This is a genomic window from Acinetobacter sp. ANC 3929 (assembly GCF_000369405.1).
Classification (GTDB): Bacteria; Pseudomonadota; Gammaproteobacteria; order Pseudomonadales; family Moraxellaceae; genus Acinetobacter.
This window is the reverse complement of the sequence record NZ_KB850000.1, coordinates 1,166,447-1,180,373: the sequence shown is the minus strand read 5'-3', so window position 1 is coordinate 1,180,373 and position 13,927 is coordinate 1,166,447. Positions and strand designations below refer to the sequence as shown.

At 40.4% G+C, this 13,927-nt stretch carries 11 protein-coding genes; 10 read left to right on the top strand and 1 reads right to left on the bottom strand.

Annotated features, from left to right (window positions below):
* The first annotated feature begins 115 nt into the window (after positions 1 to 115).
* Positions 116 to 559: a hypothetical protein gene (locus F909_RS02705; RefSeq protein WP_005153917.1), complete on the top strand. Its 444-nt coding sequence runs from the start codon at positions 116 to 118 to the stop codon at positions 557 to 559.
* On the opposite strand, the gene rlmKL is transcribed toward F909_RS02705, so the two are convergent.
* Entirely contained in the window at positions 552 to 2,756 is a 2,205-nt protein-coding gene (gene rlmKL / locus F909_RS02710) for a bifunctional 23S rRNA (guanine(2069)-N(7))-methyltransferase RlmK/23S rRNA (guanine(2445)-N(2))-methyltransferase RlmL (protein WP_005153916.1), read from the bottom strand. The genes F909_RS02705 and rlmKL overlap by 8 nt on opposite strands.
* Positions 2,757 to 3,040: 284 nt before the next feature.
* Between rlmKL and F909_RS02715 the strand changes: the two genes are divergently transcribed.
* From F909_RS02715 to F909_RS02755, 9 genes are all read left to right on the top strand, one after another.
* Positions 3,041 to 3,412, top strand: a complete 372-nt coding sequence (locus F909_RS02715) for a hypothetical protein (protein ID WP_005153915.1) — start codon at positions 3,041 to 3,043, stop codon at positions 3,410 to 3,412.
* A 139-nt stretch (positions 3,413 to 3,551) separates the two neighbouring features.
* Positions 3,552 to 4,568: an aspartate carbamoyltransferase catalytic subunit gene (locus tag F909_RS02720; RefSeq protein ID WP_005153914.1), complete on the top strand. Its 1,017-nt coding sequence runs from the start codon at positions 3,552 to 3,554 to the stop codon at positions 4,566 to 4,568.
* A 12-nt stretch (positions 4,569 to 4,580) separates the two neighbouring features.
* Positions 4,581 to 5,813, top strand: a complete 1,233-nt coding sequence (locus F909_RS02725) for a dihydroorotase (RefSeq protein ID WP_005153913.1) — start codon at positions 4,581 to 4,583, stop codon at positions 5,811 to 5,813.
* 198 nt (positions 5,814 to 6,011) lie between these two features.
* Positions 6,012 to 6,584, top strand: coding sequence for a hypothetical protein (locus F909_RS02730; RefSeq protein WP_005153911.1), 573 nt, complete (start codon positions 6,012 to 6,014; stop codon positions 6,582 to 6,584).
* 201 nt (positions 6,585 to 6,785) lie between these two features.
* Entirely contained in the window at positions 6,786 to 8,195 is a 1,410-nt protein-coding gene (locus tag F909_RS02735) for an OmpA family protein (RefSeq protein WP_005153908.1), read from the top strand.
* A 185-nt stretch (positions 8,196 to 8,380) separates the two neighbouring features.
* The gene (locus F909_RS02740; protein WP_005153905.1) at positions 8,381 to 9,433 is read left to right on the top strand and encodes a hypothetical protein; all 1,053 of its coding nucleotides are present in this window, start codon (positions 8,381 to 8,383) and stop codon (positions 9,431 to 9,433) included.
* Between the two features lie 82 nt (positions 9,434 to 9,515).
* Entirely contained in the window at positions 9,516 to 10,292 is a 777-nt protein-coding gene (locus tag F909_RS02745; protein ID WP_005153897.1) for a Rossmann-like and DUF2520 domain-containing protein, read from the top strand.
* A gap of 84 nt (positions 10,293 to 10,376) precedes the next feature.
* The gene (locus F909_RS02750) at positions 10,377 to 12,986 is read left to right on the top strand and encodes a type VI secretion system Vgr family protein (protein WP_005153894.1); all 2,610 of its coding nucleotides are present in this window, start codon (positions 10,377 to 10,379) and stop codon (positions 12,984 to 12,986) included.
* Entirely contained in the window at positions 12,983 to 13,927 is a 945-nt protein-coding gene (locus tag F909_RS02755; RefSeq protein ID WP_005153892.1) for a DUF4123 domain-containing protein, read from the top strand. The genes F909_RS02750 and F909_RS02755 overlap by 4 nt, the downstream gene beginning before the upstream one ends.

Here is a 13,927-nt window from a genome sequence, read left to right as displayed (position 1 = left end):
TTGTATCGGTGCAACTGGTCTGATTTTTTCAGGAATATTACCAATGACATTGCGAGTTGATGAAAAACTTGCTAGTTTCTTGAACAAATAAGAAAAAAATTCAGGATGAATTGCAATGGAAAATAGCAAACATCATTGCACATATAGTTGTGTAATTTTGTTGATGACCGTTTTATCTTCAATCGTAAATGCTGCACAGCCATTGAATGAGGGAACACTCGCCTTACAAACAGGTGTGCTGAATAATGCGCTCCCTAGTATTATCATTAAAGCTCAACAAGATGCCTTGAAGCCAGAAGAAGAACGTTGGCGTTCACAGCGTATTCTTAGCGATAAATTTTTAGGTGATATTAGAGTTAATACGATCTTGGATGGCGTACTATCTACTCATGAAGAGCAAAAGAAAGTATTTGCTGTTGACACAAGAGACAAGGATAAGCGCGAGGCTACGATTAAGCCACATGCACAGCCATCGGATCGTTTCATGATTTATGAATTCGACTCAGGCAATGTTCATGTGACTTATAATGATGAACCAGGCGAAATAGTAATTAAATAGCTGGGTGTTGAATTTTCCAAGCACGATGAATTTTTTGATTGCGTTTGAAATCTAAACCAATCGTTTCAGAGGTGATTTCTTCAACTTGATACATCGCCTCAATTTCTTCATCCAGCTCGAAGCCACGATAGTTATTGGAGAAGTACAAAGTACCATCACTGGTTAAACGATTCATTGCACGTTTAAGCAGTGAAATATGGTCACGTTGAACATCAAAAGTGCCATAAAACTTTTTCGAATTTGAGAAGGTTGGTGGGTCAATAAAGATTAAGTCATATTGTTCATGACCTTCTTTTAACCACTCAAAGCAATCGCTTGCAAAGAACATATGCTGTTCATCAGCGTGGTCAACCGTTAAACCATTCAGTACAAAGTTCTCTTTCGACCAATTTAAGTAAGTATTGGATAGATCGACACTGGTCGTACTTGCTGCGCCACCCAAAGCAGCATGTAGGCTTGCTGTAGAGGTATAGCTATAAAGATTTAAAAAATGCTTGCCACGTGCTTCTTTAGCAATTCTCAGACGAATTTGACGGTGATCCAAGAATAAGCCAGTATCCAAGTAGTCGGTCAGGTTCACTAAAATTCGTGCATCACCTTCTTGGACGATAAAACGTTTAGAGGCGGTACTTTGCTTGGTATATTGTGTTGTACCTGCTTGTCTTGCACGGGTTTTGATGAAAATGGCATCACGGTTTAAACCTGTCACAGCACGGATTGCAGCAAGACCTAGATTAAAACGCTTTTTGGCTTTTTCAGGATCAATGGTTTTTGGTGGTGCATACTCTTGTACATGCAATCGATCACCATATAAGTCGACTGCAATATTGAAATCAGGCAAATCTGCATCATAAAGACGTAAACAATAGACGTTCTCTTTCACAGCCCACTTTTTCAATGCTTGCATGTTTTTCTGCAAACGATTGGTAAAGTCTTCAGCACCTTCAATTTTTTCAAATTGTTGGGGTTGCCAAGTTGCTAAAAATGGCTGTGTAACGGTTGCAGGTTTGACTGTACCAAAACGAACATAAATAGGTAATTTACCATTCATCAAACGTAAAATTTGCGGATCATTAAAGGCAAGTACATCGGCTTGCTCAACTTGTGCAGCAATAATTGCAGCACGTTGATTTGGAAAATTCTTTTGCAATAATGCAGATAAGCCCAAGTAGAGCGAACGGTTAGACGCTTTATCACCTAGACGTTCACCATACGGTGGATTGGTTACGATAAATGCTTTTTTACCTTCAGCATGGAAGTCATCCCAGTCTGCTAAAGTACGTTCTTCTATTTGAATTTTATCCAGTAAATTCTCAAAACCAGCGGCAATGATGTTCTGACGTGTTGCTTTTACGGCTTCCCAGTCTGCATCATAAGCATAGAGTTGTGGTAGCGGTTGCTGCAATGCTCGTTCATGGCGTTCTGCTGCTTCAGCTTTAAGCGTCATCCACAATTCATGGTCATGACCGTGCCAGCCATTAAAACCAAAACGGCGAACTAAACCAGGTGCACGATCAGTCAAAATTAATAAGGATTCAATAATAAATGTACCTGAACCGCACATTGGGTCGAGGATAATGTCAGGCTGATATTGTGCGAGTTGTGCTTTTTGTAGAATCGCAGCTGCCAAATTTTCTTTGATCGGTGCTTCGGTCATAAAACGACGATAGCCACGTTTATGTAAAGAATCACCAGACAGATCTAAACAGTAGGTGTGTTCGGTTTTACCCGCTAAAGCATACAGTGTAATTTCTGGTTGCTTAATATCAATACTTGGGCGTTTGCCAACAGCTTCCATAAAGGAATCAACAACACCATCTTTGACACGCAAAGTCGCAAATTGAGAATTTACCTTAATGTCACGTTCGATATGCAAGCGAACGGCAAAGGTACTTTGTGGTGCAAAAATGAGAGACCAATCAAAGCTGATTGCACCTTCATAGAGTTCTTCGGCAACATCACGTGCATCGTGCGTATGTTCAAGCTCATGGGTATGAATAGGTAAAAGCACGCGAGAGGCTAAACGAGACCACATACAAATGCGGTACGCATTCTCCAATGTACCTTTAAATATTAAACGTCCTGCAAAACGCTGGATATTTTGAATGCCTAAATCTTCAAGCTCTTGTTGTAGTAAGGTTTCAAGCCCGTCCGCACAGGTGACCCAATAGTCTGTTAGACGTGGTTTAGCGTTCATTCAAATTTCCAAAACATTTTTAGCAATCGGCTATTTTAACTGATTTTTATGGGTTCTGTCGGTGCATATTTGTTTGATTGCCAGCTTTATCATCTAATAATTACATTTTTTTTCATTGAGCTGGGGTGGTGCGGCATGAGGACCGTGATGTATTTCATTTTAATTGGCTATTTTATTGCATAGTTGGTACAGCTTTTGCTTTTAAATTTGCACTACATCAGTAAATGATTTTACTTAAAGCTGATGAAATTTAAGAATTTTAATTTGATGGCTGTGAGGATATTATGAAAGAAAGCATGAATAGTGAAGTATCGGTCAATGCTGAAGCTTTTACGATTGCGACTCAAATGTATGTCCGTTTAAGACGTGTTTGTGGTCGTGTGATCGATGTAATGTATTTAGTCAATAATCAAGACTATGCCAAACATGTGCTTGACGTTGCCTTGGCAACTCAGGATCAAGAACTCGCACGATTTGTTGCTCGTTTAAGCCCATTAATTGATCTGTATGCCCAGCCAAGTGTAACGACGACAGAAGTGAAAACAGAAGCTAAAAAAGTAAAAGCTGAGGTTTTAGAAACCTATTCTGTGGAAGTCACTGAAGAAGAAATATATCAGGCACAGGTTCATCATCATTATATTGGTGCGTTACGTTAAGCGATAAGTTATTTAAAAGGTGAAATAAAAGGATGTAAGCGGGGAATTACATCCTTTTTAATTAAGTGCTGAAAACTTCAACTACGAATGAAATCTAAAGTCTGTATAATGCGTTAACTTAACGTGTTAGGAATCTCTTATGCACTTGGCGGCATTGCATACTTTGAGTCAGATCCAGCTCAATCAACAAGGAAATCTAAAGCACTTTTTAACAATTGAAGGTCTTTCCAAAGAAACCTTAACCAAGATCTTAGATACAGCACAAAGCTTTTTAGATGAAAATAATAATTTGATCAACCGTCCGTTACTTGAAGGATTGACGGTCATGAATCTATTCTTTGAAAACTCCACTCGCACCCGTACGACTTTTGAGGCGGCAGCAAAACGATTGTCTGCCAATGTCCTGAATATTGATATTGCGCGTTCAAGTACCTCTAAAGGCGAAACGCTACGTGACACGCTGTGGAACTTGGAAGCGATGGCCGCGGATATTTTTGTGGTTCGCCATTCATCATCTGGTGCAGCGCATTTTATTGCCAAAGATGTATGTCCGAAAGTTGCAATTATTAACGCAGGGGATGGTCGTCACGCACATCCAACCCAAGCGATGTTGGATATGTTGACGATTCGTCGTGAAACCAAAAAGCCTTTTGAAGAATTAACGGTTGCCATTATTGGTGACATTAAGCATTCACGCGTGGCGCGTTCAAATGTAGCTGCATTGCAAACATTGGGCTGTAAAGATATTCGGGTGATTGCACCGAATACGCTATTGCCAGTGGGCTTTAATGAATATGGTGAACATGTCCGTCTGTTTAATAAAATGGATGATGGCGTCAAAGACTGTGACGTGATTATTGCATTGCGTATCCAAAATGAACGTATTGATTCACCTGCCTTATCTTCACAGGCTGAGTTCTACAAAATGTATGGTTTGAATAAAGAGCGCCTTGCAATGGCAAAGCCTGATTGTATCGTGATGCATCCAGGGCCGATGAATCGTGGGGTTGAGATTGATTCAAGTGTCGCGGATGGTGATCAATCGGTGATTTTAAAGCAAGTCACCAATGGTATTGCAGTTCGTATGGCGGTACTCGCACTTGCGATGCAAGGCCAGTTACAAGAACAAGGTTTAATTGAAGCGATTGCACTGTAAAGGATAGATCACATGAGTATAGTAAAAATTGAAAATGTCCGTGTGCTCGATCCAATTCAAAACACTGATCGAGTCAAAACGGTTTATATTGAAAATGGTAAATTGATTGATGCAGTAGATCAAGTCGATGAAAGTATTGATGGGCAAGGCAAATGGTTAATGCCGACCATGGTGGACCTGTGCGCACGAATGCGTGAACCTGGTCAGCAACAACATGGAACTTTAAAATCAGAAGGTAAAGCGGCACGTGCCAACGGTATTTTGCATGTGATTACGCCTCCAGATTCAAAGCCAATTGTTCAAGACAATGGTGCTCTGATTCATGGCTTGATTGAAAAAGCGCAATTAGATGGTGGAATTTATCTGCAAATTATTGGCGCGCAGACTCAAGGTTTGAATGGTAAACAGCCTGCCAATATGGCGGGATTAAAGAAGGGTGGCTGTACCTCAGTTTCAAATGCCAATGCTGCTTTTGATAATGATGATGTGGTAATTCGCACACTTGAATATGCTGCTGGTTTGGGCTTGACCGTTGTATTCTATGCGGAAGAACCACAAATTGCCAAAGATGGTTGCGCACACGAAGGTTTTATTGCTTCTCGTCAAGGCTTGCCAATGATTCCTGCGATCGCAGAGACAGTCGCAATCGCAAAATATTTATTGATGATTGAAGTGACTGGTGTAAAAGCACACTTTGGTCTCTTGTCTTGTGGGGCATCTGTAGAACTGATTCGTATTGCCAAAGCCAAAGGTTTGCCTGTGACTGCGGACGTTGCGATGCATCAACTGCATTTAACGGAACAATTGACTGATGGTTTTAACTCTTTGGCTCATGTACGCCCACCATTGCGTTCTGAGCAAGATAAAGCCTTATTACGTCAGGGCGTCAAAGAGGGAGTTATTGATGCAATTTGTACCCATCATGAACCTTTGAGCAGTTCTGCCAAAATGGCACCGTTTGCTGAAACGCAACCTGGTATTACTGCCTTTGATACCTATGTGGGCCTAGGTGTGCAACTGATTCAGGAAGGCGTATTTGAGCCTTTGGAATGGGTTGCAAAAGTGACGTCGATCCCAGCACAAGTGGCGAATATGACGGAACGCTGGCAACAAGAAGCAGGTTGGGTGCTGGTAGATCCAGAATTGAAATGGACTGTTTCTAAAGAAACTATTGTTTCACAAGGAAAAAATACGCCATTACTTGGTCAGCAATTGACGGGTAAAGTACTGGCAACTTTTGCATAAACTGATGTGAAATAAGCAGAATAAGATGCAAAAGTCTTATTCTGCTTTGTAAAGTGTGATGTAGATATTGTATTTAAATTTTACAAATGTAGATAAAAATAAAAAAATTAGATTAAAGTAAGAAAATAAATGAGATGTGCCTTACATAAAATTATAAAAACGAGAAATAAATTATTTAAATAATTGGAGCTTAATAACATGTCTATAAATCCAATGGAATTACTTAAACAAAAAGTTTCATCTGTGATTGTGAATGACCAAACATGTTTGGTAAATGAAAAAAATGATGTTCTATCAAGGTTTTATCCTGTTTTTTTGCATCGTTTTTTAGAAAAGCCTGAATTGGTTGATCAACTAAAAGAAAAGCTTACGCCGTCTGTTTTTGATTTGTTGGAAGAAAATGAACGAGTAAAAAATGCATTGCTATTGCGATTGGCAGCAGGCAAAGTTTCGGTTGCAGAGGCTGAACTGACGCTTAATCGGGCGATTCCAAAAAGTTTGGCTGTTCTTTCGAATGAAGTTGGAAATGATGCAATTAGCATTATTCATTACCTGAGAGAACATAAACAATCGATCAATGCACTGTTACCAAATTGGTCTGATGAGGTGCTTTCACTTTTAAAAGAAGTTGCTGTTCCGGTGCAGTCTATCCATGAGGAGCCAGTAGAGCTTGATCTACCACCTGCGAAGAAACCTTATCGATTTTTTCCATTTTTAACCCTGATTTTTGCAAGTTTTTCATTAGTTTGTCTATATCAACTCATCAAGTGAACGTGGGGAAGATTGAAGATGGATATACACTATCTTGTACTTCACTTTGTAAAGTGTGATGTAAGTATTGTATTTAAATTATATAAAAACGAATAAAAAACACACAAGTGATTAGAATGAAAAAGCATCAATTTGCGTGTAGTTCGCATTTTTCTTAAGCGATCTGAATATTATAAATTTAATGAGTTGGAGTGAATAACAATGTCAATAAACCCAATGGAATTGTTAAAGCAAAAAGTGACCTCGGCAGTTGTGAGTGGTCAAGACAGTTTAGCGAACGAAAAAAGTGCGCTGCTAACTAGGTTCTATCCGATTTTTCTTTCCGTATTAGCCGCAAAACCTGAACTTATTCAGAAACTCAAAGAATCAATTTCACCTTCTTTGCTTGATTTGTTTGGGCACAATGATCAAGTTAAAAATGCACTGCTGTCTAATCTTGCGGGTGGTCAGGTTCCACCTGCTGAGGTGGAGCATACATTAAATCAGGCGATTCCAAAGAGTCTGGTTGCTTTGACCAATGAAGCAGGAAATGACACATCAAGTATCGTGAATTATTTAAAACAACATGCCGATTCAATTCGCTCACTTTTACCTGCATGGGCAGTCGGCTTGCTTGCTCCATTAGGGCTGGTCGCAAGTAGCTCGACCTCAGCTTCAAATTTGGCAAACACTGCCGCTGCGAATAAATCACGTGCTTGGCTACCGATTGTGGCTGTCATTATTTTAGCATTATTGATCGCATGGTTATGGAAGTCATGTCAGCATAAACAAGTGGCTGTTCCAGTCAATAATGAAGGTACTTCGGCATCACAGGTAAGTACGGATGTGGTACCTGCAAGCTTGTCTTTAACTACGGATGCCAGTGGCAATGTTGCACAATGTCAAGTCGGTGTGGGTGATCAAGGATTTTTGGCAAGTATTCAAGCGAAGGTCAAAGAGGTTTTCTCTTCCAGTCAGGATTGTACCGTAGATACTGCAACAGCACATGCAGCGACATTTACTGATCAAGCTGGACTTGCTGGCGTGTTGGGATTGCTTAAAGGTGTACCTAATCTCTCTTTGGATTGGGTGGGTGACAAAATTACATTGAAAGGTAATGATACAGCCAAACTGAATGAGTTATTAGGCAAGATTAAAGGTCTAGTTCCAAATACGGAAGTTGTGATTGACGCGCCTGTAAGTGCAGCCGATTCAGTAAGCAATAGTTTAAATGCTGCTCAGGATGCACTGGCCAATATTGATAGCAATAAAGTTGACATCAATGAGGTGATTAAAGCACTTAATCTACAAATTATTAATTTCGCCACAGGATCGAATCAGATTCCAGATGAAAATAAAGCAATTTTAGATAAAGCTGCGACTTTACTGAAAACCGCTAAAGATGCAAAACTAACGGTTGCAGGTTATACCGACTCGACAGGTCATGCAGATAGCAATAAAGCTTTATCGCAAAAACGTGCACAAGCCGTGGTCGATTATATCGTGAGCCAAGGCGTTGATGCGGCTCAATTGACTGCTGTAGGTCATGGCGCAGATAACCCCGTAGCAGATAATGCGACCGAAGAAGGTCGTTTTAAAAACCGCCGTATTGAGTTTTCTGTGACACCTTAATTCATCCTTCAAGTACTATTTAAACAGGAGTTATTATTGTAATAACTCCTTTTATTTTAATTATTTAATTTCGTAAATATGATTCTAGATCTGGTTGTTTGCATAAAATTCAAGAAAAGACTCGAAAGTCTAGATTTAAATTGAGTAGAATACGCCCGAAAAAAACAAGATAACAGGGTATTAATATGAATAAGCTTTTTATATTCACAACATTAACGGCAGCAGTTTTATTAACAGGTTGTGATAAGTTCAAGCCGAAAGATAAAGTTGAAAATACGGATAGTGCAGCTGTTGCAGAGTGGAGCTGTACCAATCAAGACAACCTCAATAATATTCAGGCTGCATTAAAAAAAGCGTATTTAAAGCAAATAGAGCGTAGTTTACGTGACAGTGAATATCAAGCGGACTATACGATTTTAGATACTATCAATAAAGGTTTAAAGTTTGAAATTAAAAATGTGCGCACATTAGATGCCAGTGAAACAGAACAGACATCAAAGACATTATTGAGTTGTGAGAGCCAGCTGGTGGTTTCTTTCCCGAAGGGGTTGCAGAAACGTGCAGAAAACGCCTATCTTGAACAGCAAAAATATCAACACGATGGTGAGGACGAAGATCCAAAAACCTATACCTTGAGTGATTATTTCTCGGATAGTGATTATCCATTAACACTCGAAAATGACCAATTAAGCGGTGAGTTTTCCTATAATCTGACCAAAACAGATAAGGATGGTTTGGTTTTCAATATTCCCGATCAAAATGGCGTCATTGATGGTGTGGTGTTCATGGCGACTAAGGCCGTGCAATATGTTGCTTACTTAAAAGAAAATCGCTTGATGGAACAAAGTAGCGAACAGGCGCAACAAGAGTATGATGCAGAGTCTTCTGCTCAAATGGACTTGGCGCAAAAAGCGATGGATATTCGCAAGAAAGAGCTCGATGCTGAGAAATCCAAACAGGTTGAGCGTTTAAACCAAACATGGGATAAATTCAGCCCTGAACAAAAGACACAATTACAGCAAGATCAAGCAGATTGGTTTGAAAAACGTGATGTCGATTGTAAGGTGTTGTCACAAAAAAGTGTGTATGACATTCCTGAAAAAGATCGTGAGACCTATCAGAAACAATCAGGTTATTGGAATGATGCAATGCGTCAACAAGATCGAGATATGCAATACACCAAATGCTTTACTCAACGGACGATTGAGCGCATTGTTTATCTCAATAATGTCAATTAAGTAAGCAACCAGAACAAGGACGAATTGATTCGTCCTTTTTTTATTGGCATGCTTAAGCAATCACGATGAATAGATAGAGATTATGCGAATTACATTGATTGGCGCAGGGCGTGTGGCAACACATTTCGCAAAAGTATTGCAGTTACAGCATCAAATTGTTCAAATCTATAGTCGCGATTTACAGCACGCACAGACACTGGCTGATCAGGTCAATGCTCAGGCAATTGATCAGGTTCAACAACTTGATCCACAAACAGATCTGGTCATTATTGCTGTGAGTGATCAAGCAATTTCAAGTGTGATTCAAGCGATTACTCGATATTTACCAGACAATCTTATTGTTCATACTTCAGGCAGTACGGACTTGTCGATACTTCAGCATGAGCATTCGCGCGCTGGGGTTTTATATCCATTGCAAACCTTTAGTTTTGAAAGAGCAGTGAACTGGTCTGAAACACCTTTGTTCGTCGAAGCAGTTCAAACACAGGACTTAACATTATTAACGGATTTGGCAAACAGTTTAAGCCAACGTGTTTATCAATATAGTTCTACACAGCGTTTAACCTTGCATTTAGCCGCAGTATTTGCTTGTAATTTTAGTAATTATTGTTATGACATGGCGAAGCAAGTGGTCGATGCTGAGCAGGTTGATTTTAGTTTGTTATACCCTTTAATAAGGGAAACTGCGAATAAGGCAACACTCAATGATCCTCGCCAAATGCAGACAGGGCCTGCAATGCGTGGTGATCAGAATATATTAAATATGCACGCTCAGCTATTGGCAAATATGCATCGAAAAGACTTGGAAAATATCTATGCATTAATGAGTGATGGGATTTATAAACGGCAAAGCAATTAGAATTAACGATAATTATACAAAATAGACAAATTAGTCTATTTTGTATAATATGCCTAAAATTTTATTTAATATTTTATAAAAAAGATGTTGGCTAATATATTTCAAGCGTTAGAGAGTCTCGGCCTTACAGCACAAAAACGTGCCATTCATATTCAATTTTCGAATCAAAATTTAAATACTCAAGTTTTCCTGCAACGTATTGATGGGCAGCATCAACTCAATGCAGGCCTTAAAGCAGAATTAATTTGCTTGTCGACTAATGCGACTATTCCCTTAAAAAAATTTATTGGCAGTCAAGCTGCAATTGATACCGTCACTGATCAAGGTCAATTAACCCGTGTTACGGGGATCATCACTCAAGTCCTACAAGGGCAATCGGATGGAAGTTTAACTTTATATAAACTCACGCTTGAAGATCCAACTGCACTGTGGAAACAACGCCGTAATAGCCGCGTGTTTATGAACAAGAGCGTGTGTGATGTCATCGAAATCATCTTCAAAGAATGGCAGCAAAAAAGTCCCTTATTTGCATCCAGCCTCACTTTAGACCTAAGCGGACTCAGCCAAGACTACCATGTCCGTCCCTTTATTATGCAGTCCAATGAAAGTGACTATGACTTCTTAACTCGTTTGATGCGTAGTGAAGGCATCAACTGGCTGATTGATGAAGCAGCACACACAGTTCCACTCAGCAGTGCAGCCATCCAGGCACAAAAACTACGTCTCATTGATGACAATAGTCAATACCAAGCGCTCGATCGCAGACAGATTCGCTACCACCGCAGCAGTGCCACTGAACAATACGACAGCATGACCAGCTTGATCGGACAACGTACACTACAGCCGAGTTCAGTCCATGTACAACGCTGGCAAGCTGATGCACTGGAACAAGAAGAAGGTGCAGGTAGTGTCCAAAGCACGCATCAACACAGCGAACAACATGACAATGCCAGTCTAGGTCTAGAACAAGCATGGCACTTTTCACCCGCTTGGATGCAAGACCTAAATGGAGAAGATGGGGCGACCCAGTCAGGCAATGCCCAGATTGAAAAGCTCAATCAAAACTTGGGTCAATATTACGATCTACAATCGAAACAGTTTATTGCCCATACCACTGTCCGAGATACCCATGTCGGTTACTGGTTTGAACTGGCAGAGCACCCTGAAATCGATCAACATGACGGGGCAGACAAAGAATTCCTGATCACAGGCAAAAACTTCTATAACCAAAACAACTTGCCCAAAGATCTGAATCAACAAATTAATCAACTGTTGGCACAAAGCAATTGGCAACCCACTCAATACAACAAGGCAGAAGAACGCCAAGCCAACCAGTTAATCCTGCAACGCCGCAATATCAAAACCGTACCCGAATACAACCCATTACAACACCGACCAGCAGCCTCTCCACAACGCGCTAAAGTGGTTGGACCCAGTGGTGAAGAAATCCATGTGGATGAATGGGGACGCATCAAAGTCCGTTTCCTGTTCACCCGCAATGACGATCATAGCCATGATGGTGGTGCAGGCGCGAATGACAATGACACTGACTCCGCTTGGGTGGATGTACTGACCCCTTGGGCAGGTGAAGGCTATGGTGCACGCTTCTTGCCGCGTATCGATGAAATCGTGGTGATTGACTTCTTTGATGGCAACATTGATCGCCCATTTGTGGTGGGACGCATCCATGAAGCACACCGCAGCCCGACCAAATTCGACAACTCAGGCAAGTTACCTGATACCAAGAAACTGGCAGGGTTCAAATCTAAAGAATATCAAGGCGAAGGCTATAACCAACTGCGCTTTGATGACACCACAGGACAGATCAGCGCCCAGTTGCAAAGTAGCCATGCAGCCAGCCAACTGAACCTCGGTAAACTCAGTCATCCCAAAAACAAAGCGGAAAGTGAAGACCGAGGCGAAGGTTTTGAGCTTCGCACTGATCAATGGGGCGCAGTCCGTGCAGGCGAAGGTCTTCTAGTTTCTACGCACAAACAAGATCAAGCGCAAGGCGAACACATGGATGCCCAAGTTGCCAAGCAACAGCTGGAAGGCAATCAGAGCAATGCCAAAGCTTTAAGTGAAGTGGCTAAGAATCAGCAGACTGATGAGATTGAATCATTGGATCAATTGAAAGCCTTTGCCGAAGAAATTGAGTCTGATATTGCCAAGTTTAATAAGGCGATGTTGTTGCTCAGCTCACCCGCAGGCATTGGCCTGAGTACCAATGAAGATATTCATTTATCAGCGGATGGACAGATCAATCAGTTTGCGGGTGACAGTATCAATCTAAGCACACAAAAGAATCTGATTGCACATGTGAGTGGTAAAGCCAGTCTATTTGCGGCGCAAAATGGGATTAAGCAGGTGGCTGCCAAAGGTAAATTTGAAGCACTGGCTCAAGCAGATGGAATGGATTTGCTTGCTAAGCAAGGGATTCAGATTATTTCGACCGAAGATCGCATTGAGATCAGTAGTCCGAAAGAGATTGTGATTACCGCGGGCGGTTCTCAAATCAAGCTGGATGGTTCAGGTATTTTCCCAACGACGGGTGGTAAGTTTGAGGTGAAGGCAGGGCAGCATTTGTTTATGGGTGGGGGATCTGTGAATGTCCCTGCAATTGATTTACCTGACTGTTCTGCGAAACAGACACAGGCAGCTCAAAATGGCTCAGCTAAGGTTGACTTATCATGAGTTTACCTATTTTTACAGCAGTTCAATATGCTTCTGAACAAGATGACAGAGTCCAATTGGAACAACAATGTAAAAAGTTATTAAATGAATACGGGCACGTCATCTTTTTATTAGATAGCACCTTAAATCCATCCATTTTTGATGACGTGGTCAATACCTTAGCGAAAAAGAATATTGCTTATATTCCTTTAGCAATTAAAAAGGACATGGAAACATCTAATCTTTTTTTGATACGAATTGATGATCAAAAGGTATTTGAGCATGTAAAAGATGATGTGCTGCTAAATTTATTGCGCAATAAAGATATTACTAATGACTATTACTTTGTACATGGCTTTGGTGTATCAAAAACAGGATCTCTTGAGGAGTTAAGAGATCAGATAAGAAATAAGTTGGTCGTGTCTGATCAAGGACGGAAAATTTTATTCCGTTGGTATGATCCTCGGGTACTGATTTATTTAAATGATATTTTAGAAGAAAAAAATGTATTGAGTTTATTAGATAACTTTGAAGCGTGGCATTTCTTACATCCTACAGGGTTTTATAGTATCGAATCTCATGAGGAGCGGGCTCAAATCAAAACATTAGCGCTTCGTTCTCTGGATCAATCTCAATCGGTCGCATTAGATCTGGTTGAAATAGCAAATAGTGTATTTCAACAGCTGAATGATTTTAAAGACGTCGATGTTTCAAAATTACGCCCTGTAGAGATTCATAAAACTTTAGTACAAGCATATCAAGTTTATGGACTAGAAAATAATTTAGATCTCGTCACTTATGGTTTATATGGGCAAATTATTCATAAGGATTTTATGACTCATCCTATAGTGACGGATATTCTTTACGCGCATTGCGTGCAGGGTGAGCTTTCATTTACAGATGCAATGGATTATCTGGATGCTGATTTGTATTCCGTTATTCAGCAAGATCTAAATGTATAA

Bases quoted from the DNA above. Each gene is read 5' to 3' on its own strand.
- F909_RS02725 (WP_005153913.1), top strand. From the start codon at position 4,581: ATGAGTATAGTAAAAATTGAAAATGTCCGTGTGCTCGATCCAATTCAA.
- F909_RS02755 (WP_005153892.1), top strand. From the start codon at position 12,983: ATGAGTTTACCTATTTTTACAGCAGTTCAATATGCTTCTGAACAAGAT.
- F909_RS02705 (WP_005153917.1), top strand. From the start codon at position 116: ATGGAAAATAGCAAACATCATTGCACATATAGTTGTGTAATTTTGTTG.
- F909_RS02715 (WP_005153915.1), top strand. From the start codon at position 3,041: ATGAAAGAAAGCATGAATAGTGAAGTATCGGTCAATGCTGAAGCTTTT.
- F909_RS02745 (WP_005153897.1), top strand. From the start codon at position 9,516: ATGCGAATTACATTGATTGGCGCAGGGCGTGTGGCAACACATTTCGCA.
- F909_RS02720 (WP_005153914.1), top strand. From the start codon at position 3,552: ATGCACTTGGCGGCATTGCATACTTTGAGTCAGATCCAGCTCAATCAA.
- F909_RS02730 (WP_005153911.1), top strand. From the start codon at position 6,012: ATGTCTATAAATCCAATGGAATTACTTAAACAAAAAGTTTCATCTGTG.
- F909_RS02735 (WP_005153908.1), top strand. From the start codon at position 6,786: ATGTCAATAAACCCAATGGAATTGTTAAAGCAAAAAGTGACCTCGGCA.
- F909_RS02750 (WP_005153894.1), top strand. From the start codon at position 10,377: ATGTTGGCTAATATATTTCAAGCGTTAGAGAGTCTCGGCCTTACAGCA.
- rlmKL (WP_005153916.1), bottom strand. From the start codon at position 2,756: ATGAACGCTAAACCACGTCTAACAGACTATTGGGTCACCTGTGCGGAC.
- F909_RS02740 (WP_005153905.1), top strand. From the start codon at position 8,381: ATGAATAAGCTTTTTATATTCACAACATTAACGGCAGCAGTTTTATTA.